Origin of the sequence: Paenibacillus hodogayensis, assembly GCF_039536325.1 — a bacterium.
Lineage (GTDB): Bacteria > Bacillota > Bacilli > Paenibacillales > NBRC-103111 > Paenibacillus_AB > Paenibacillus_AB hodogayensis.
Genome location: NZ_BAAAYO010000017.1, coordinates 100561 through 121413 on the forward strand (window position 1 = coordinate 100561; position 20853 = coordinate 121413).

Annotated in this window: 13 protein-coding genes; 10 read left to right on the forward strand and 3 right to left on the reverse strand. The window is 47.4% G+C overall.

Translation table 11 applies throughout. The annotated features are described in order from the left end of the window. Nucleotides 1-21: 21 nt before the first annotated feature. Nucleotides 22-921: a helix-turn-helix domain-containing protein gene (locus ABD796_RS31245; protein WP_344915865.1), complete on the reverse strand. Its 900-nt coding sequence runs from the start codon at nucleotides 919-921 to the stop codon at nucleotides 22-24. 855 nt (nucleotides 922-1776) lie between these two features. Next, nucleotides 1777-2787: a type I glyceraldehyde-3-phosphate dehydrogenase gene (gap, locus tag ABD796_RS31250; protein ID WP_344915867.1), complete on the reverse strand. Its 1011-nt coding sequence runs from the start codon at nucleotides 2785-2787 to the stop codon at nucleotides 1777-1779. A gap of 228 nt (nucleotides 2788-3015) precedes the next feature. Between gap and ABD796_RS31255 the strand changes: the two genes are divergently transcribed. The 6 genes from ABD796_RS31255 to ABD796_RS31280 all read left to right on the forward strand — a co-directional run bounded on the left by ABD796_RS31255 (nucleotide 3016) and on the right by ABD796_RS31280 (nucleotide 11562). Continuing rightward, nucleotides 3016-3639 (forward strand): TetR/AcrR family transcriptional regulator, encoded by a 624-nt coding sequence (locus ABD796_RS31255; RefSeq protein ID WP_344915869.1) that lies wholly within the window; start codon nucleotides 3016-3018, stop codon nucleotides 3637-3639. A 221-nt stretch (nucleotides 3640-3860) separates the two neighbouring features. Then, entirely contained in the window at nucleotides 3861-5225 is a 1365-nt protein-coding gene (locus tag ABD796_RS31260; RefSeq protein WP_344915871.1) for a cytochrome ubiquinol oxidase subunit I, read from the forward strand. Beyond that, nucleotides 5225-6238, forward strand: coding sequence for a cytochrome d ubiquinol oxidase subunit II (locus tag ABD796_RS31265; protein WP_344915873.1), 1014 nt, complete (start codon nucleotides 5225-5227; stop codon nucleotides 6236-6238). Before ABD796_RS31260 ends, ABD796_RS31265 begins: the two co-directional genes overlap by 1 nt. Nucleotides 6239-6280: 42 nt before the next feature. Then, entirely contained in the window at nucleotides 6281-8047 is a 1767-nt protein-coding gene (gene cydD / locus ABD796_RS31270; RefSeq protein WP_379117217.1) for a thiol reductant ABC exporter subunit CydD, read from the forward strand. Continuing rightward, nucleotides 8044-9786 (forward strand): thiol reductant ABC exporter subunit CydC, encoded by a 1743-nt coding sequence (gene cydC / locus ABD796_RS31275; RefSeq protein ID WP_344915875.1) that lies wholly within the window; start codon nucleotides 8044-8046, stop codon nucleotides 9784-9786. The genes cydD and cydC overlap by 4 nt, the downstream gene beginning before the upstream one ends. A 1005-nt stretch (nucleotides 9787-10791) precedes the next feature. Beyond that, complete coding sequence (locus ABD796_RS31280) at nucleotides 10792-11562, forward strand: nucleotidyltransferase domain-containing protein (protein WP_344915877.1); 771 nt, start codon at nucleotides 10792-10794, stop codon at nucleotides 11560-11562. Between the two features lie 979 nt (nucleotides 11563-12541). Here the strand turns inward: ABD796_RS31280 and ABD796_RS31285 are convergent. Further along, a complete protein-coding gene (locus tag ABD796_RS31285) occupies nucleotides 12542-13339 on the reverse strand; it encodes a helix-turn-helix domain-containing protein (RefSeq protein WP_344915879.1) in 798 nt (265 codons plus the stop codon). Between the two features lie 370 nt (nucleotides 13340-13709). Between ABD796_RS31285 and ABD796_RS31290 the strand changes: the two genes are divergently transcribed. The 4 genes from ABD796_RS31290 to ABD796_RS31305 all read left to right on the forward strand — a co-directional run bounded on the left by ABD796_RS31290 (nucleotide 13710) and on the right by ABD796_RS31305 (nucleotide 20845). Continuing rightward, nucleotides 13710-14645 (forward strand): amidohydrolase family protein, encoded by a 936-nt coding sequence (locus ABD796_RS31290; protein WP_344915881.1) that lies wholly within the window; start codon nucleotides 13710-13712, stop codon nucleotides 14643-14645. Beyond that, nucleotides 14642-14998 carry a Rieske (2Fe-2S) protein gene (locus tag ABD796_RS31295; RefSeq protein WP_139606902.1) on the forward strand — a complete coding sequence of 119 codons (357 nt, stop codon included), beginning with the start codon at nucleotides 14642-14644 and terminating at the stop codon, nucleotides 14996-14998. The genes ABD796_RS31290 and ABD796_RS31295 overlap by 4 nt, the downstream gene beginning before the upstream one ends. Nucleotides 14999-15052: 54 nt before the next feature. Beyond that, nucleotides 15053-19447: a carbohydrate binding domain-containing protein gene (locus ABD796_RS31300; RefSeq protein ID WP_344915884.1), complete on the forward strand. Its 4395-nt coding sequence runs from the start codon at nucleotides 15053-15055 to the stop codon at nucleotides 19445-19447. Nucleotides 19448-19510: 63 nt separating this feature from the next. After that, the gene (locus ABD796_RS31305) at nucleotides 19511-20845 is read left to right on the forward strand and encodes an ABC transporter substrate-binding protein (protein WP_344915886.1); all 1335 of its coding nucleotides are present in this window, start codon (nucleotides 19511-19513) and stop codon (nucleotides 20843-20845) included. Nucleotides 20846-20853: the final 8 nt, after the last annotated feature.

The following is a 20853-nucleotide window of genomic DNA, read 5'->3' on the forward strand; positions in this document are numbered from 1 at the left end:
CAGCTTTTTGCCCTTTAGTCGTCACTGCGGATCGAAGCTGGTGTGTCGGTAACTTTTTTTATACAGCGAGGGCGATAAGCCTGTCTCTCGTTTGAACACTTTGCCGAAGTATTGAATATCGCAAAAGCCGGTTTTCCCGGCGATATCCACGACAGTGTCGTCACTGGTAAGCAGCATTTTTTTGGCTAGCCGGATGCGGGTGGCTGTAATATGCTCCGTTAAGGTGACGCCCATGCTTTTTTTGAAAAATCTGCTGAAATAGTAGGGGCTCATATTGACCAGCTTGCATAGTTCGCTTAAATAAAGCGGCTCGGCGGCATGCACTTCGATAAAATCGAGAACCGGAGCGAGGATGGCGAACTGCCGCTCGACTTGCAATTTATGGACAGCGGGGTCCATTAAGTTTACTTTCCAGTAATGACGAAGGATCGATACGATCATGCGGCTTACGTGCGACTGGATAATCGTCTCGTGGTACATCTCTTTCTCGGCATACTCACGTATGGCCGCATCCATGCATTCGCTTAGACTCGCCCATAAAGGGTGGGAGCGGGGGTACATATTGTACTGATGCCCTCGCAAGTAGAGCGTATGCAAGTACATCGTGTCCATACGGTCGCCCGGCTGCGTCAGAAACAGATTGTCGAATATCATCCCTTCGATTCGGGCATCCGCTCCCGATAACGCTTTGACGGAATGGATCTGACCCTTATTCACGAAAATGATGTCATGCTCGGTCGCGGTGAACTGGTGGTTGTCGATCGTAACGAGCACCGTTCCGCCTCTCACTCGGATAAACTCCGGCTCCTCGTGCCAGTGAGCGAGAACCAAAAATTTGTTAACCTGCATGACGACGTGCGTAGTTTTGAATGGGAAGCGCTTTCCTTTTGTCGGATCCTGCTTCAAGACGGGTTCGGGCATGTTTCGCTACTCCTCCCACGGCATCCGTTTTATACAGATTACCACTCGTAGGCGTTCGCTCCAACCGATGTCTGCTGTTGTGATTTCATATTTTTGTGCGAATTTGCCCAGGAAAGGCGATTTTTCTCCGCTGCACCCTTCGGATATCGGTTTCTTGTCCATTTTTCTCGCAAGGAGGTGATGTCGGGGACAAGAACATGTATGCTTAAAAATCCGCGCAAATCGCGGTTTTTGTGTTTTAAGGATATAGGTTCTTGTCCTTGGCTCAGGACAAGGACCTATATCCTTTGCCGTATTGGGACAAGAACCTATATTGATTGCCGTATCACCAATATATTGTTTACATCATAAATCTTGAGGACTCAACAAAATTACATCCGCGAGACTGACGAGTTGATTGGCGGCTCGTTCCGCTAACGGGAGTTTAGTTTAATGATTTATTAACTATACATTGCATTCAGATTGTTGAAATAATGAGTGTAATGAGCATAAAAATGATAGGTTTGCAAAAGCATGGCTAAGTGAAAGGAATTGTTGCCATTCTAACGCACTAGACAACGTGGCAAGGCCGAATGCGCCGCTGATAAACTGCATCAGTTGAAACAACCCCGTGCCTGAACCAATTTGGGAGGAGGCAATATGCGCGAAATTTTGTTTGAAACGCTAATGCTGATGATAGCAAAACCTAAGTTCATTAGCATGTACACAAAAACATTCGCTATCCACTATTGGGTACCCACTCCTGCGAACAATACGGCCGCTAATAGTATGAGCACAGGAGTCATACGCAACATACTGCTATTGCCCCGATCGTTCTTGATAACAGCTTTTCATCTTTTGATTTTGGGAGGTTACTTACCTAGCGATTTTAGCGAAATGCTCCAGGGTGCGAACCAATTGGGCTGTATAAGACATTTCGTTATCGTACCAAGCTACGGTTTTCACCAGTTGCTGGTCACCGACTGTCAGAACTTTCGTTTGAGTGGCATCAAAAAGCGAACCGAATGTCATGCCCTTAATATCGGAAGACACGATCTCGTCTTCCGTGTATCCGTAAGTTTCTGGATCGGACGCTTCTTTCATAGCGTTGTTAATTTCCTCAGCCGTTACCGTAGAATTCAATACGGCTACGAGTTCCGTTACGGAACCTGTTGATACTGGCACACGTTGAGACGCCCCATCAAGTTTGCCCTTCAGTTCGGGAAGAACGTGGCCAATGGCTTTAGCAGCACCGGTGGAATAAGGAACTATGTTCTCTGCTGCGGCCCGTGCCGCGCGGAAATCGTTTTTTGGATTCGGGGCGTCTAGTGTGCTCTGGTTGCCTGTATAGGCGTGAATGGTCGTCATTAATCCCGATTGAATACCAAACTTATCGTTCAGAGCTTTAGCCATAGGAGCCAGACAGTTCGTTGTGCAGGAAGCGCCGGAAATAACCGTTTCCGTTCCGTCCAGCGTGTCATGGTTCACGTTATATACGATTGTTTTCATGTCCCCTGTTGCCGGTGCGGAAATGACGACTTTCTTTGCTCCGCCTTTTAGATGAAGCTCGGCCTTTTCTTTGGTAGTGAAGAAACCCGTACATTCGAGCACGATGTCTACGCCAATCTCGCCCCAAGGGATTTCTTCAGGGTTACGGTTAGCCAGTACCTTAACTTCTTTACCGTTAACAGTGAAGGCTCCGTCATGAACTTCAATGTCACCATGAAAAGTACCTTGCGTAGTATCATATTTGAGCAGATGAGCCAACATTTTCGCATTGGTAAGATCGTTAATCGCCACAACCTCGACATCCTCAACCTCTTGAATTCGACGAAAAGCGAGTCTTCCGATCCGTCCAAAACCGTTAATGCCTACTTTTACTGTCATGGAATATTCCTCCTGCAATTTTTATTTTATCCCAAGCAAGACAAATGCCTGACATGAAATCAAAGGAAATTGGCCGCGCCGGACACGATTCCCATTAGAAAGGGGTTGTTGTATTATAAAAGAGACCGATCGGTATCTTTATTGTATCATGATTGGAGTGATTGACAAGGCCTCAGTCGAAAAAATTGATATAATATTAGATAAGAATAAGATCATTCGGAGGAACCCATGAAAAAAGGAGATCGAACAAGAGATCACATTATTATGAAGTCGGCAGCCATCTTTAATCAGAGAGGTTTTGCCGGTACGTCGTTAAACGATATTATTGCCGATACAGGAATTAAGAAGGGGGGCATTTATCGACATTTTGCCAGTAAAGACGAGATTGCGCTTGAAGCTTACAATTACGCTGCTAGTTTGGTCACCAGGAAATTTTCCGAGGCGGTCGATCAAGAGCAGTCTGCGTCAGGTCGGTTGATTGCTTTTTTTCGCGTTTATGAAGATGTTGTGCACAATCCACCATTTATTGGCGGATGTCCCATGCAGAATACGGCTGTAGAAAGTGACGATACTCATTCGGAACTTCGTGATCGGGCAAGGCAGGGGCTGAATATCGTTTTGGATATGATGAAAATTATTATTCGTGACGGGATCGAAGCTGGGGAGTTTAAGGAAGATCTGGATTCGGATGCGCTTGCTTCATTTGCATTTTCTTTGTTGGAGGGAGGCATTTTGTTAAGTAAGTTGGATGGAGATAACAAGCATATGCTAATGAACAAGACAACCTTCTCGTCCTATTTGCAGCTATGCTGCTTAAAGAGCCCACAGTCTATCCCCACAAACCTTGTTTAATCCATTTATCAGCAAACAAAGAAACGGATAAAGTTATCATGATAAGCAAGCTCGATCAATAGCTCGATCGAGCTTTTTTTGCATTTTTCATCGATTTGTCAGAAAGAATTGTTCCCTTCTTGAACGATTAAGGGAGAAGATGTGACCACGCTTGAACTGCTAAAGGACAGAGATATAATCAACTCAAATTACAAATCGCTTTGGAAGGGAGGCAGTAAGGAATGGAAATTGATACGGTACTATGGAGCAAGCTGGTGACAGGAATGACACTAGGTTTTCATGCGATATTCGCGACGATTGGTGTCGGTATCCCTCTCATGATCGCGATTGCTGAACTCATCGGCATCCGCAAGCAAGATTCTCACTACACATTGATGGCTAAGAGGTGGGCGCGGGGGTTTGTTGTATCCGTCGCGGTCGGTGTCGTAACAGGTACGGCGATCTCACTGCAATTGGCATTGGTGTGGCCGAATTTTATGAAGTTGGCGGGGAACGTAATTGCGCTTCCGTTATTCATGGAGGTGTTTGCATTCTTTTTTGAGGCTATATTTTTAGGCATTTATCTGTACACGTGGGATAGGTTCAAAAAACCATACATTCATTGGCTGCTCACGATCCCCATTGTCGCAGGGGCAGGCATGTCCGCTGTTTTTATCACGACTGTGAATGGTTTTATGAATCAACCCGGAGGATTTACCATGCATGGCGGACAATTTACAGCCGTTAACCCGGTGCAAGCTATGCTGAATACGGCGACGTTCTCCAAAGTATTCCATGTATTAAGCTCGGCCTACTTAACAGGAGGCGCTCTGCTAGCAGGAATCGCGGCCTTTACGATGCTTAGAAAAGGGGTCACTGGATACCACCAAAAGGCGTTAAAGCTTATGATGGCCGTTGTCCTGTTGTTCGGACTGCTAAACACGGTAGCTGGAGATGTGTCCGCCAAGTTCTTGGCCGAGCATCAACCGGAAAAGCTTGCTGCTGCGGAATGGCATTTTGAGACCAAGAGCGGAGCGGATTTGATTCTATTAGGATGGCTTAATGCCGAGCATGAAATTATAGGCGCGCTTCATCTGCCGAAGATTCTCAGCTTTCTGGCTTTTGGAAATTTTAACTCGAAAGTAACAGGTTTGAATGAATTTCCTCCGGATGAACAACCTCCGCTCCTTGTGCATTATTTTTTTGATTTGATGGCTGGCATCGGGTTTGCGTTATTGGGCATATCCGTTCTGTATTTCCTATTTACATTCTGGAAAAAGCGCAATGAACACAACAAATGGCTGCTCCGCATTATTGCTTTAGGTGCGCCGCTCGCATTTTTGGGAGTCGAGCTGGGCTGGTTTTACGCCGAGTTGGGGCGGCAGCCGTGGATTTTACGAGGATATATGCGTGTAGAAGAAGCGGCGACGACATCGCCAAGCGTGAGTATTCTTTTTTTTCTCTTCCTTCTTCTCTATATCGTATTAGGCGTGGTTAGCGTTCTTGTACTTCGCCGCTTATTCAACAATAATCCAGCAGAATCGGAGATGGAGAAGTGGTCGCAGCATGCGGGCGACAAGAGGACAGGGAAGGGAGCGCATGCCTGATGGGTTACGATTTGATTGGGATTTTGGTACTTTGGCTATTTTTGTACGGGTATCTGATTATAGCCTCCATTGACTTTGGAGCCGGTTTCTTTGCCTTTTATGCCCGCCTGACCAAGCAGGATCACCTCATTAATCGTCTGATTTCTCGATATTTGTCACCCGTATGGGAGATCACAAATGTATTTTTCGTCTTTTTCTACATCGGCATGATCGGATTTTTTCCGGATACCGCCTATTACTATGGCTCGGCGCTGCTGATTCCGGGGAGTGTTGCGATCGTGCTGCTTGCTATTCGCGGTTCGTTCTATGCATTTGAAAACTATGGTTCCAAAAATAATATCGTCTATCTGTTTTTGTATGGCGCATCGGGTTTGCTGATCCCGGCTTCGTTGTCCGTGGCGCTGGCCTTGTCTGAAGGCGGCTTTATCTTGAAGCAGGATAAGACGGTTTCTCTGGATTATTGGGCTTTATTTACCAATCCATTGTCGTGGAGCATCGTTGGATTGGCGATTGTGTCTGTCTTGTTTATTAGCGCCTGTTTTCTGGCGTTTTACGCTTCACGGGCAGAGGATCAAGCTGCGCTAAAGCTTATGCGGACCTATGCGCTGTTCTGGAGCACACCGACGATTATTATCGCCCTGACGGCCTTTATCTATTTGGGGCAACACAATGAGCGACACTATCAAAATATGATGGATTTATGGTGGCTGCTTGCACTTTCTGTTGCCTTTTTCATGATTGCGATGTGGCTGTTCTACCGCGGCCGCCGCTATGGGTTAGCATTTGTTTGCATCATGCTGCAATTTTTCTGTGCCTTTTTCGCTTACGGGATTGGGCAGTATCCCTATATTCTTGATCCCTACATTACGATTCAGAGCGGCGTAACCTCATCCTCCATGGGCTTCGCGCTGGTTGTCGTATTTATCGGAGGCATGTGTCTATTGATTCCTTCCCTTATTTTGGTTTTCAAGCTGTTCTTGTTCGATGCAGATTACGTGAAAGGGAAAAAGTAGGCTGATTACTCGCAGGCTAGTACCGTAAAGGAGCTGAGTTTGGTGAAGGGGAAAAGAAGCTTGATCGCTATACAGATGACCGCCCAACGCAAACGTCTCATGTATCTGACATTCATCTCGCTCGCACTAGGCGCCGCCATTGTAAGCCAGGCTGCATTGCTGGCTGAAGCCGTCCAGCGGATCTTTGTAGAGAAAGCATCATTTTCATCGGCTTCCCTACTGCTCGGCATCCTGCTGGTTGTGATGGCGATACGTACACTGTTGTCATATGGGAACGGGACAGTTGGTTTGCAAATGGCAGCGACCGCCAAAATAAATATGCGAGCAACCGTGCTTGAGAATTTCACGCATGCTTCCATGCCTTCCTCTCTTCGAGGGCAAACGGGAGGAAAGGTCAGTATTGCGCTGGATACTGTGGATGAGGCGGATAGTTATTTCAGTCAATACATGCCGCGTATGGTGGAAACGGTCATTATCCCCATTCTGATTTTAGTCGTTACGTTTACCCAACATGCCAATTCAGGTATCATCATGCTAGTTACGGCTCCGTTTATCCCGATTTTTATGATTTTGGTGGGGCTGAAGACGAAAAATAAATCAGAAGAAAAGTATGCGCAGTTGGCCGAGTTTGCCGGTACATTTCTGGATTCCCTTCAAGGGCTCGTTACGTTAAAAATATTCGGACGGACCCGCCGTCAGCAGCAAGAAATCGAACGCAGCAGTTTGAGATACCGCGATGCCACAATGGATATTTTGAAGATTGCGTTTACGAATACCCTCATGCTGGAATCGATTGTGATGCTGGGCATCGGGATTGTTGCTCTTGAACTGGCCATTCAGCTGCTTGTCTTCAAATCGATGTCGTTTCACACGGCCTTTTTTGTTTTGTTGCTCGTGCCCGAATTTTACAGCTTACTAAAGAGTTCGGGTACAGCTTTTCACAATGGGCGAACCAGTATGGGGGCGATTCGCAAGGTTGAAACCATGCTCGTGGACACGAACGATAGAAACGATCTGAAGGATCAGCCGATAGGGCTCCGGACATTCCCGAAGAAGCTGTATCCAATGCCGCCCGCCATTGAACTGGACAATGTCCGGTTTCAGTATGCACCTGACTCATTTGAGCTGAATACAGGTTCGATCACAATTGGACCAGGAGCTCATATTGCCCTTGTTGGTCCTAGCGGATCCGGCAAAACGACCTTGCTCCATCTTATAGCGGGATTACTAAAACCGGTGTCGGGGACCATTTTGGTGAATGGAAATCCGCTTACTCAACAGAATGAGACGATATGGTTCGAACATATTAGCTACATTACGCAGCATCCTTACATTTTTGCAGGTACCTTCGCCGATAATATCGCGATCGGTGCCGGGCGGAAAGTCTCCAGGGCTGAAATTGAGGTGGCGGCTGCGGACGCGGGTCTTTCGAAGGTTGTATCCCAACTGGAGCAGGGATTTGATACCCCCGTCGGTGAAGGCGGTAGAGGACTATCCGGTGGGGAAAAGCAACGACTTGCCGTAGCGCGGGCTTTTTTGAAGCGAGCCCCCATCATTTTGTTCGATGAGCCGACCGTCGGACTCGATCTTCACACCGAGGGCATCCTGCAACATTCGATTGCAACCTTGGCAAAATCGGCGACGATGATTACGGTGGCTCACCGATTGTATACCATTCGATATGCGGACAACATTTTGTTTATGGACCATGGCGTCCTAATGGGCTCGGGACATCACGACGAGCTTATGAAACGCCTGCCTGCGTATGCAGAGATGGTCGATGTCCAACGCAAAGGGGTGCCGGGATGAACGAGTTGGCTATTTTGTCCCACGCTATGATTAGGGAGCGCAAGGATATTATTCTTTCGATTTTAGGCGGATTTGTCGCCGGTATTGCTGGTGTGGTCCTCTTTTCTGCGAGCGGATATCTAATTTCGCAAACGGTGTTTGCACCTCCGCTTTATACGCTGATTGTACTTACTTCGTTGGTCAAGCTGCTTGGTTTGATTCGAGCGATAAGTCGTTATGGCGAGCGCTTATATTCGCACAGAGCGACATTCTCTATGCTTAGCCGTTTGCGAACATCCTTTTTTGCCAAACTTATCCCTTTAACGCCAGGCATTTTAAATCATAACCGTAGCGGGGATCTGCTTGCGCGAATCGTTGGGGATGTAGAGAGTTTGCAGCACTATTTTTTACGCGTTGCGTATCCGCCGATCATTGTCGTCATGGTCTTTTTGACGACAATGCTGGCTACCGCCTCCTTTTCTTTCTGGATGGCTTGCTTGTTGCTACTCGGTATGCTGGGGACCGTATTGGTCGTGCCGGGAATCGTATTGCTGGGATATCGGAATATCATTGGGCATGTTCGCAACCAACGTGCGTTGTTGTCTACGGAAGTAACAGAGGTGTTATACGGTTTTCGCGAACTTAAAGTGTATGGTCAGCTTGCGCAGAGGGGGGAGCAACTTCGCCAAGCTTCTGCCGCATTGGCAGCCGAGCAGCAGCGAGCGGCCGGACAACTGCTACGCGGACAATCGATGCATGTCTTTGTCACCTATCTGATTTCCTGGGGGGTGTTAGCACTTGGTGCTTATCTGATATCGGATGGAACGCTAGCTGGCGTATATCTGGCTATGCTTGTCATGGCCTCATTAACTGTATTTGAAGAAGCAGCGGCTATGGCCACGCTGCCAGCCTATAAGCAAGATAGCGAACATGCAGCCAAGCGGCTGACGGAAGCCGTATTTGCTCCTACCATGCAGCCGGTGCAGCCAAGTCGCACGTTGAATACCGACCATGCCGTTTCTATTGAGTTATCCGGCGTTTCCTTTCAATATGAAGGGGATTGGAGGCCAGCGTTGAAGAACTTTTCGTTGCAAATTCCACCAGGATCCAAAACGGCGATTGTCGGACCTAGCGGTTCAGGAAAGTCCACGCTGATTGAGTTGTTGCTCAAGCTGCGTACGCCGACGGCCGGGGATTTGCGACTGAGCGGCTTATCGGTACAAGAGCTGGAGGAATCGAGCATTTGGAAAACGGCTAATGTCGTGCTGCAGCAAAGCCATTTTTTCCGGGGAACGATCCGGGATAACTTGCTCATGGATGGTGAGGACCATTCTGACGGCGACCTGTTGGATATCCTCGCTAAAGTGCAATTGCCGACCACTTCATTAACGGACCCCGTGTACGAAAAGGGAGAAAATTTATCGGATGGCGAAAAACAGCGCTTGGCCCTGGCGCGGGCCATGCTTCGCAATGGAAAGCTATGGCTGCTGGATGAGCCGACGTCTTCGCTGGACTACGTGACAGAGCAACGTGTTTTGACACACCTATACGAACAGGCGTCCGAAGATACGCTTCTGTTAATCTGTCACCGGCTTAATGGCTTGGAAGGAATGGACAGAATTGTAGTCGTGGAGCAAGGAAGAGTGATCGAAACGGGATCGTATTCAGAGCTGATGGAGCAAAACGGCTATTTTTATAAGATGAAGCAAGTTGAGTTACAATTAATCGGCGAAGCTGGGGTCAACAGGCAAAGGGATTAAGGTTTGCCCACCCCACACATGTGGAGTGCTGCTCACTGTTAGTTTGGAGCGGGACATAATTCGGAGATGTGGCGAAAAATAGAGCATAACCAGTGAAAGCCTGTGGTCTAATTCCCCACAGGCTTTTTTGGACTTCTGGATACTGCTGGCAAATGAGAGTGGCATTGAGTGGTGCAGGGACGTTTGTGTCACTAGCCAGTGACACAAACGTCCCCTTAAACACTTCTGATGACAAACATATACTTATTAGAACGAGAAGCATTTACAGAAAACCTGTCTATTAAAAAAGTTCGCGGGCGCTTTAATGATATGATATGTTTTGTGTCATTGAATTAATCTACTCTTTCTTCCCATATATTCTTCAAACAGAATTAATTTGAAAAACTACATGAGCCGATAAAAACATGCTTTTACTCATTTGGGAGTGAACTATTTGGAATTATGATGAAATAACTGGTAATATCAAAGGGTGGGTTGATTGTGCAGATTCGATTTTGGTTGGGAAGAATATGGTGATCTTAAAACTACCGCAGAACATGTTTTAGAAGCTTTTAGAAAACCTATTTTGATACATTTACCTGAGAACAATGTTACACTGATTGAAATGTAATCAATAAGAAATTGTGTACTAATAGCACGGCAGTACCCAATCCAAATTATTGAAGGGTCGGTATATGAAACATTAAAACAAGGGTATCATATGCTTACTCATAAGATAGAGTAGAGGGGATTGTTGTAAGAATGGAACGTTGGGAATATAAAACTATTAAGCTTCGTCCAACACAAGAATTTTTGGGGGTGAAATTCGAACCAAAAGTACTTGAAGTACTTCAGCTAACACCATATTCACGCTTCGGGCCATACGGCCCTCGGTCCGCCCGAGGGATTTCGGAGAAGCAGATTCAGGCGGACACATCCTTCCACCTAACCGCGTCGCGGCCGCCCGTTGGGCTTAAGGTGGAAGGACTTTAGCCGAAAGAAGTTCTTAATTTAGGAGGAGTCTATATGATATTAGAAAAAGTTATAAATAGAATTGTAATACAAAGTGAATATAAGGATTTTGTTGATAAGTATATAGATAATATACTTACCGAATTTAAAGGTAAGATTCATAGCATTTATATGTGTGGCTCGATTCCAAAAGGAACTGCTAAACCTTTTAAGTCAGATGCAGACTTTACTATTGTATGTGTAAATCCCAAAGATATTGATTACGAAAGATTGTCAAATATTAAAGACAGGCTTTTGGAAGAATATCCAGTAGTAACTAAGATTGATACGACAATTTGCTCGATTGACGATGTATTAAGTAAACCAAATGATTGGGGTTTTTGGGTAAAGATAATTTGTGTTTGCATATATGGTCATGACGTTGGTGAAAAAGTACCACCGATAATTATTTCTCCAGAGTTCATTTTAGACTTAAATACAGAGACCAAGAAGGAAGTAGATCGTAGACATAGTTTACTTTCTAATGCTAGTGATAACACAATGAAAAATAGATATATTAAAGGTTACTCTAAGAGATTAATTCGTGCATTATACTCTTTGGTTTTAGAAGATACAGGTGTATGGCAAGATGACATTATTAAGATGAAGAATGCCATATTAAACTATTGTGAGATTGACTCCGCTTTAGTTGATTATCTGTATGCTTGTTACTTGGATAGTAATAATGTACTTGTTGAAGAGTTTCTGGGAATTGCAGATGAAGTATATAGCTATTTTGAGAACGCCTTAAATGCAATGGCTGCTTCCAGAACTTCCTTCGACTAACACCATATTGACGCTCCGGGTCACTCTGAGAAGCGAGTGACCACATCCAGCCCCTAAGTCCGTCGGGACGTCAAAAAAATAATTGTAAGAAGACAAGAACATATATCGATGCGAATCCCACGATTAGAGCGGATTTTTTATTTTAGCCCTGTATTAAGGCAAAGATACCGTTTTTCATTTTTCATTTAATGAGATTGAGGAGTTTCAGAGAAAGCGTTCATTTTCTTGTCTTTTATACAGAGGTGAAGTATTGTCGGGTGACAAGAACATTGTCCCATTAATTGCCGCATAAATCGCGGCTTTTGCTATTTATGGGATAAAGTTCTTGTCAATTCTCCGTGACAAGAACTTTATCCCATTCCCGACAACACAACTGGTCCACGCGTTCCAGAAGTTGTAGTTAAGCGATTAAGCCCAATAAAACAAGGGGCAGCCTGAGTATTCGGGCTCAGTACTGGATTCCGGCTTGCAGCTTGGGCGGCATGTTTGTGCGAACCCTCGCATTCCAAAATTGTATTTCGAAAAAGCGTGGAGGCAGATGCCTGTGAGCGGACCAGGCGCGCTTCACAAAAGTCTTATCGCGCCTTCGTATTTGTATGCGATTCATTCAGACCTGCAAGGAGTATGAAGCCATTCGCAAGTGCGGCGATCTGATCATAATACGTCCGGCATTCGAGCAGATCATGTGCCAGATGACACAAAACCATAATTTCATGAGGATGCCACCGCGCGATCGGCGATCGTAGGAGATTACGTGTTACCCAATTACGCCGACATCCAGATGCACAAGCGCGATTGGTCACGTCGTTGCTGTTCCGTCGCCAGGCGCGCTTGTATAGGCACATGCAGCATGTGTGAAGAAAGCCCGCTTGCAGATCGCAGCACGTTTCAGCGATCCGCAAGCGGGCTTCATTGCATTTCACGCTAACGAGCGGCGGATGTACGAGTGCTGATGCAGCATTGTTTGCAGTCTGTAACCCTACAGTTTCTTCATGATATAGGAGGGGGGTGTCCCCATCATTTTCTTGAAAAGCCGACTGAAATAATAAATATCTTTGAAGCCTAGGCGTTCTGCTACTGCGGTTATGTTGTACTCTCCGCTTCGCAACAAATCGCTTGCTTTGCCGATTTTGATTCGGTTCTGGTATTCAATAACCGTTAAGCCCGTCGTTTTTTTGAAGATCAGGCACAAATAGGAGGGACTGATGCCGATCTCGCGGCTCAATTCCGCAATCGAAAAAAATTTTTGTTCGTTTGCATACATCAATTCCAGCAGCGATTCAACCATCTGCAAATGAGACGTTTTGTGCTCCAGAGAATCAATAATTAATAAATGCAAGATGTCCATAATGCGACTGCGGCATCGAATCCAATATCCCGGTTGTTTTCCGACCCACGCCTGAAGGAGCTCTTGAAACAATAGACCGGATCGATTCTGATCTATATTTTTGAATACAGGCTTCAAACTTTCGAGCGCAGCCTGATCCGCGTCTCCTCCGAACTGAACATTAAACCTCACTATGATATGTCTCCATTGGTCCGATTCCCCCAATATTTTCTTGCGCGCCAAATCTTTTGGAAAAAACAATATATCCCCTTTCGAGATGCTGTAATGATTGTCCGATATATAATAATTGGTCGATCCGTGAGTTGTCAGGGAAAGCACATATTCATTCTGGGAAACCGATTCTTGAGTTGGTTGGACATTGACGGAGCTTCTCGACAGCAAGTCAACGACATAATGCAAATTTGTAATGGTGAAATCGAAATTGTCCATCCCATTTGGCGGATTCATTGACGTATTCCTCCATCAAGATGATGCTCATTTTAGTAGAAGATTGTACAAATATAATAGAGGATATTTCATGGCTAGGCAACCTTGCTCGACGATATAATATCGGTGTCGCGACAAATAGGAGGAGGCATACCCAATGAAGGATTCACCAGTCTTAATCGATACGGACGTTCATAACCAGATCGGTTCGTTATTGCCTTATTTACCAAAGGCGTGGCATGAAAGATATCAAACTGTCAAAGTGCCCTATGGCGCGCAGTACTATTCGTCCGTAGGCACAAACCGTAAGGATGCGGTTCCGGACAAAGGCGGAGTTCCAGGCAGCGATCCGCAGTTTCTGATCAGCGACCATATGGATCGGTACGGCATCGATTATGCCATTCTCACTGGCTCCGGAGTTTTGGGCCTTTCCTTGGACCCGGACCCGGACTATGGAAATGTACTTGCTGCCGCATGTAACGACCGTATGACCGACACATGGTTGAATGTAAGCCCGCGATTCAGAGGTTCCATCTTTGTCAACGCATCCGATCCAACGGAGGCGGCAACGGAGATCCGCCGTCATGCCTCCAACCCTAATATGGTTCAGGTGCTTATGGCGAGCGCTGCGCGAATGCCTTATGGACAGCGCTTTTATCATCCGATCTACGACGCTGCGAACGAGTGCGGCTTGCCAGTAGCTATTCATCCTGGCACAGAAGGCAAGGGCATCTCCGGAGCGCCGACGCCTTCGGGTTATCCTACCCGGTATATGGAATGGCACAATATTTTACCGATCAACTACATGACTCACGTGAACAGCCTTGTATGCGAAGGTGTATTCGAGAAATTTCCGAAACTAAAATTCGTTGCCATCGAAGGAGGGATATCCTGGTTGCCGCATTTGATGTGGAGAATGGATAAAAATTACAAGGCTCTTCGCGAATCGACTCCGTGGCTGAAACGATTTCCGTCCGAGTATATCAAAGACCACATCAAGCTGACGACACAGCCTGTTGAAGAACCGAATAATCCGGAGTATTTATTGCAGATTTTGCACATGATTGAGGCGGAGAAAACAGTCATGTTCTCATCGGACTACCCGCATTGGGATAATGATAATCCCAAAATGGCCTTTCCTCGGATGCCGAAAGAAATGAAGCAGCGTATTTTGGCGGGAACCGCAGCGGAATTGTACGGGCTGCATACAAGACCGGCAAGAAGGGATGACACTGCCAACGACCTGGCCGATCAAATCGCCAGAAAATCGAAGCAGTCTCCCGAGCATGCTTGGGGAGAAGATGAATGAGCAGACATTGGGTCGGAAAAACAGCCGATATCGAGGAAATGAAAAGCAAGATTTTTAAAATCGCAGGAATCGAGTTCGGCTTGTACCAAGTACGAGGAAGCTGGTATGCGTGGAGCAACTTTTGCCCTCACCAAGGTGCCTCTATATGCAAGGGACCTGTTTGCGGAACGCGGCTTCCTTCTCTTGTATATGAGTACAAATACGGAATGGAAGAGCAAATACTGCGTTGCCCGTGGCATGGCTGGGAGTTTGACCTGACAAATGGACAACTGTTGGTCGATTCGCACACGAAATTAAGAGGCTACCCCGTAGAAATCGACGATGGCCACTTGTTTGTAAATTTACCCAAATGATAGATGAAAATGAAATTCAGCAATTCTACTCTTAATAAAAAGGGGAATTCAAGCATGCAATGGAACCGCTTTCGTTTAAAGCGTTTTATGCTGCTTGCAATCGCATTCGTGCTGACCGTCGGCCTGTTGCCGACGTCGGCCGGAGCGCAAGACAAAAGCACAGACCGTTTTGTAAACGCTGATCAGAATTCGAATTATGGAAGAGGAGTTTCCGAAAATCCGAACGGCGGCTCGCTTGCTTGGGGAGAAAGCTATTATCTCGACAGCTATGTGACCATGTACGAAACAACAGGGGATCATTATTGGCTCGACAAAATCGTAGACCACACCGACAGAATGATAAGTAACGCTACCGATTACAACGGCGACGGAATGCTTGGCTGGAAAGATCATACGGCTGCTCATAATCAGATGAAAAATGACACCTTTTCACTCATTGGGCCTGCTGACTCTACAGTCCAAATGGACGTATACGGCTCATTCGAGGAGGATGCAGACAACGATCATATTACTGACGGTTGGAATGTTCAAGGGGCCGTTGGCAAAGCCTACCGTTCAACAGCTGCAGGTGCTGCATTCAGCGGCTCGGCCGGTGTTATTGTGGAAAGCGACGGAATAAACGAAAATCGACTCGTGCGGAGCCTGTCCTATTCGCCCGGCATAACTTACAGTGTAGAAGCGTTCATGAGCGTGGATACGGAAATGACGCAAGCGCTCGTTGAAATATATAATGCGACTACGGGCGTGGTCGTCGCTTATGCGCGGGCTCACCATGTCGGTTTTGAGCGTTACCTCTTTACGTTCAAAGCGCCATCTGGCGGAGTCCTCCAGCTTCGCCTTGCGCTGCAGAGCTATGACCAGCCCGGGTACAAAGCCTACTTTGATCAAATATCGATCCGGGCTTTGGATGGGACGAAGCCGTTGCTTGAAAATGGTGGCATGGAGAAGCTGAACCCCGCGAACTCGACGTTGCCTGCCGGCTGGAACCGGGTCGGTTCTGCGAATGCGTCAACCGTCCATACCAGTGTGGATTCCGCCTCCGGGTCCTATTCATTGGCGACCACGACGGACGGCACCTCCTGGAAAATTGCAGAACAAATCATTGACTACGTACCGTCGCAAGCCTACACGCTATCCTTCAAAGGCAAAGTGTCCAGCACAGCAGCTCAAGGAAGAGTACAAATCTACAATGCGACAGACGGCGCGGTTATTTCCTATAAAACTTTTAACTCCACCTCCTGGTCATCGGGAAGCGTGTCGTTCACTGCGCCTGCCGCAGCCGGCAATACCATTAAGGTCCGATTGTACCAGACAGACTGGACCTTGTCGGGGTTTTCAAGTTACTACGACGATCTTGTATTGTCGGCAGTCTCCTCGCTTGTGAACGGCGGCATGGAGGAGCTGGATGCGGTTGACCCGACAATGCCGAACAACTGGACCCGAAACGCTGCTGCCAACTCATCCAGTGTATATACTAGCACTTACGCAGCTACAGGCACCTACGCCTTGGCCACTACAACGGACAATACTTCTTGGAAAATGGCCGAGCAAACGATCGATTACGTGCCGTCGCAAACCTACACGCTGTCCTTTAATGGGAAGGTATCGAGCACTGTCGCTTCCGGTAGGGTAGCCGTTTATAACGCAACAGACGGAGTCACGATCGCGACGACTACGTTCCAATCCACATCATGGGCGCCGCACAAGCTGACGTTCACCGCTCCGGAGGCCGCAGGGAAAAACCTCAAGATCCGGTTATATCAGAACAGCTGGAACTTGACAGGGTTCACCAGTTACTTCGACGATTTGCAGCTATACATGAGCTTGCCGGCGTCCGCAATAAGCAACGGCGGGTTTGAGACGGTGGACGGATCGGATCCGACTCTTCCGCAATACTGGAGCCGATTGGCGGGCACAACATCTACCGATGCGCATGTGGCTACAGGTATTAACAATTACTATACGGGTACCAAAGGAGTTATTATTCAGGCATCCGCATCCGCAGTTAAAGGGCTGGAACAGAATGTATCGTACGTACCGGGAGCCACCTATGTGTTGAGTTATATGGGGCGCGCCACAATCCCTAACGCTGAGGGCGTTGTGGAGGTGTTTAATGAAACCGACAATGTGGTACTCGCGGCCAGCACCTTTTCCGACCTCAAATGGACGAAGCGCTCGTTTGTATTCACTGCGCCAAGCGTAGTGGGTAAGACGATTAAGCTTCGCATTTCGCAGGCTGTATCGTCTGGCGGCGGATATGGTTACGTAGACGTTATCTCCTTACAGCGCCTGCTCCATACAGAGGCAGCAGGGTGGACACGCAGCTATCCAACGACGCTTGCCGAGGCCCACCGGACCAATGCTTCAACCGTCTTCAGCGATGATGCCGGCCTTGAGCTTATCCATGGCGGCACTGCAGCGCCAGTTCTATTTCAGGAGTTGTACAACTACAGACCGAATTCGCCATACGGCATTTCGTTCAGCGGCAAGGCCTCTTCCGGCGCATCCGGGCAAGTCCGCGTATACGACAAGTCTACCGCCACTACACTTGGAAGCTGGAGCTTCACCAATACGGATAAGCTGACCGTGAAAAATGGCGAGTTCCAAACCCCGGCGGCTGGACATGAGCTGATCGTCGAGGTGTCCATTCCAGTTGGAACGGCAGGGCATACGATCTGGGTCGACTCGTTTGAGTTAGGAGAGCAGTGGGAACATATGGTGCACGAGGGCGTGATCATGTCCCCTGTCTTGAGATTTGTAAATAAAGTGATAGCTGATCCTTCTTTGCATGCCGCTTACTTATCTAAGGCTCTAACTTATCGCGATTTTGCTGGCAACAATTTGTTTCACAAATGGGACTCGTATTGGAGACAGATTAGCGGAACAGATGGAGCCGATAACGGGACAGGTGTCTATTTATTCCCCGAAGGCTTCAGCACGGAGCAATTCCCTGGACGCAGTCTGCCGCATAATCAGTACTTGGCTTTTGCCCAAATGTTGTATCTGCTCTACGATGCTACGGAAGGAGCAACCGCATACGCCTCGGATCGTCCGTTGTATTGGAGCAGAGCCAACGATATGGAGCGTGCGTTCAAAAGTACACTGATTGCACATCCGTTAAATGCGTTACTGGGAACCGACGCTTACTTGTGGAACTATTGGGACAGCTTTGGAGCTTGGGACAACGGGCATTATGCCAACTATAATCAAGAAGACATCTCCCATGCCGGCTTGACCATGGCGGGGGCAGTGGAAGCTTACCATCAAGGGCAAGTTTTTACATTCGAGGATATGGCCAAACTGACCCGCACGTTTACGGATGTGATGTGGAATGGGAGTTTATCGGAACCTGTACTTTCGTACTATAATTCTAGGCAGCCTCTTGTTACGACGGATAAAACAAATACGAACCGGTTTCATTTCTGGGCTCATTTTGCCGAATTCGACCCTCTGGTCAAGGATATTGCGAACGCCGTATGCGAAGCAGACGGCTGCTCGACGGTAATCGCTTCAGGCGTTGCGAAATGGAGCGGAAACAAAGTCGTGAACTCCGGCTTCGAGCGGGCAGATCCGTCAGACGTTACATTACCGCAGCGCTGGACGAGGTATAACTCGTCATCGACGACAACGACGTTGACCAGCACCGATCCGGGCATGAATGACTCTTCCTTATCCATTACAACTAACGGCACAACACGGCAAATTGTGGAGCAGCGAATAGAGCAGTATGAGCCAAACACGCCTTATACCGTCTCATTTCTAAGCAAAAAATATGGAAGTGTTAACGGAAGAGCTCAAGTGTATGACTACACGACTTCAACAAATCTGGGCCAGTTGATTGTATCGAATACAAGTTGGGCCAGAAATGCGTTCACGATACAAACGCCGGAAGCCGGTCATGATGTACGGGTTAGGCTATACACCTCCGCAGTATCGCCTGCCGGCTCGTCGGTTGGATTTGACGACGTTCATACGTATCCATCGTTGTCGAGCGGAGAGATTGCGAACGCAGGATTTGAGACGCCGGACAAGTGGGATTTTACGCTCCCCCGTTATTGGCAGCGCGGTACGACTACGCTTCCTGCCAATGCAGCCATCGATCCTTCAGACCGATTTACCGGGATTAACTCGTTCAAGCTGGTCTCCTCAGGCGACGGAGCGGGTCAAGAGCTGTCTTACGCTTGGTCGGGTTATCGCCCAAGTGCTCTGTATACGGTTAGCTTTGCTGGTAAAGTAAGCGGAAGCGCAGGCGGCAAGCTTCGGATTATCGATACCACGACAAGTACGGTGCTGGTCGATCAAGCTATCACTTCAACTTCTTGGGCAGCGCAAACGGTTACATTTACTATGCCTTCCGACTACAAGGATAAGCTGAAAGTAATATTGACGCACAATAACTCGAATGCCGCAGGTACGGTGTGGATGGACGAGTTGAACATTACTTATTAATTGCCTGCGGGTGGAGGCGCAGCCGAGCCGAGAACACGAAAAAGAAATTGGAGGCTAATTCACATGAAAAAGCAAGCGTTCGTATATTCCTTACTCGCCAGTATGATGGCTTTGACTACAGCCTGTTCAAGCGGCAAAACAGATGGAACCGATTCCAACGACGCTAAGCCGGCCGATAACAATGCAGCGACAGAAGTGAAAAAGCAGCCGGTCGAGCTCGTATTTTATACGCCGGGAGCTGGCTACGACGAAACGTTTATGGATATTTTTGGCAGTGAAATTCAGAGAAAGTTCCCTCATATCACGGTTAAATTTCTCTCTGCCGGAACAATCCAAATGCCCGACCTCGTCGCCACCGGTCAGACAGTCGACGTGCTATTCATGTCGATCGGCCAAGGCAATATGCTCACGACTTACAACTACCAATACGATATTTCCGAGTTGATCAAATCCAAAAAGTTCGACTTGAACCATCTCGAGCCGTCATCGATCGAGCTGCAAAAAGGATTTGCCAACGGCGGCATGTACGGGCTTCCGGTGTTCACGAATACACTGGGTTTCTTTTACAACAAAGATATTTTCGACAAATTCGGCGTGGCGTACCCGAAGGACGGCATAAACTGGGATCAGCTAAAAGAATTGGCCACACGGATGTCGCGGACGGACGGAGGCATCACCTATAACGGTCTCGTGATGTCGTCCTCCGCGAACATTGTGCTCAATCAATTTTCGGTGCCATATATCGATAAGGCAACGAAAAAGTCGATATTTACTACTGAAAAATTCAAACAGGCGTTCAATCTGCTGACGAGCGTAGCGTTGCTGCCGGGCAACGGATTAACGAAGGATACATGGGCGCTTGCCGGGCAGCAAAAGATGTTTTTCCAGGATCAAACGGCTGCGATGATGCTGCACTTCGTCAACACGGGGCTCACCACATTGAAGACGCAGTTCAACTGGGATATCGCCACATACCCGCAGTTGACAAGCAATCCGGGCGTAGGCCCGCAATCGTATCCGACTTATTTCAATATTACGAAGACGAGCAAGTATAAAGAGGATGCGTTTGATGCAATCGCTTACTTGACGACCGACGAGTTTCAGACGAGAATGGCGAAAAAAGCGATGCTGCCGGTATTGAAAGACAAAGCGAAAGGCTTAAGCGAATTCGGCAATGACGTTCCGTTGTTGAAAAACAAAAACGTCAAGGCCCTCATTCCCGACAAGTACGCGCCTTCGTCATTGATCAGTTCGGAAGTCGTGGAATCGCAATCGCCAGGCCATACCGCCTTCTTCGAAGCGTACCAAAACGTTGTACTCGGCCAAAAAGACGCCAATACGGCGCTGCGCGAAGCCGGAGAGAAATACGATGCCAAGCTGGCGGAACTGTTTAAATAATCGCATCT

Excerpts from the sequence above, each read along its gene's own strand:
- ABD796_RS31245 (WP_344915865.1), bottom strand. The coding sequence starts at position 921 with ATGCCCGAACCCGTCTTGAAGCAGGATCCGACAAAAGGAAAGCGCTTC.
- gap (WP_344915867.1), bottom strand. The coding sequence starts at position 2,787 with ATGACAGTAAAAGTAGGCATTAACGGTTTTGGACGGATCGGAAGACTC.
- ABD796_RS31255 (WP_344915869.1), top strand. The coding sequence starts at position 3,016 with ATGAAAAAAGGAGATCGAACAAGAGATCACATTATTATGAAGTCGGCA.
- ABD796_RS31260 (WP_344915871.1), top strand. The coding sequence starts at position 3,861 with ATGGAAATTGATACGGTACTATGGAGCAAGCTGGTGACAGGAATGACA.
- ABD796_RS31265 (WP_344915873.1), top strand. The coding sequence starts at position 5,225 with ATGGGTTACGATTTGATTGGGATTTTGGTACTTTGGCTATTTTTGTAC.
- cydC (WP_344915875.1), top strand. The coding sequence starts at position 8,044 with ATGAACGAGTTGGCTATTTTGTCCCACGCTATGATTAGGGAGCGCAAG.
- ABD796_RS31280 (WP_344915877.1), top strand. The coding sequence starts at position 10,792 with ATGATATTAGAAAAAGTTATAAATAGAATTGTAATACAAAGTGAATAT.
- ABD796_RS31285 (WP_344915879.1), bottom strand. The coding sequence starts at position 13,339 with ATGGACAATTTCGATTTCACCATTACAAATTTGCATTATGTCGTTGAC.
- ABD796_RS31290 (WP_344915881.1), top strand. The coding sequence starts at position 13,710 with ATGGATCGGTACGGCATCGATTATGCCATTCTCACTGGCTCCGGAGTT.
- ABD796_RS31295 (WP_139606902.1), top strand. The coding sequence starts at position 14,642 with ATGAGCAGACATTGGGTCGGAAAAACAGCCGATATCGAGGAAATGAAA.
- ABD796_RS31300 (WP_344915884.1), top strand. The coding sequence starts at position 15,053 with ATGCAATGGAACCGCTTTCGTTTAAAGCGTTTTATGCTGCTTGCAATC.
- ABD796_RS31305 (WP_344915886.1), top strand. The coding sequence starts at position 19,511 with ATGAAAAAGCAAGCGTTCGTATATTCCTTACTCGCCAGTATGATGGCT.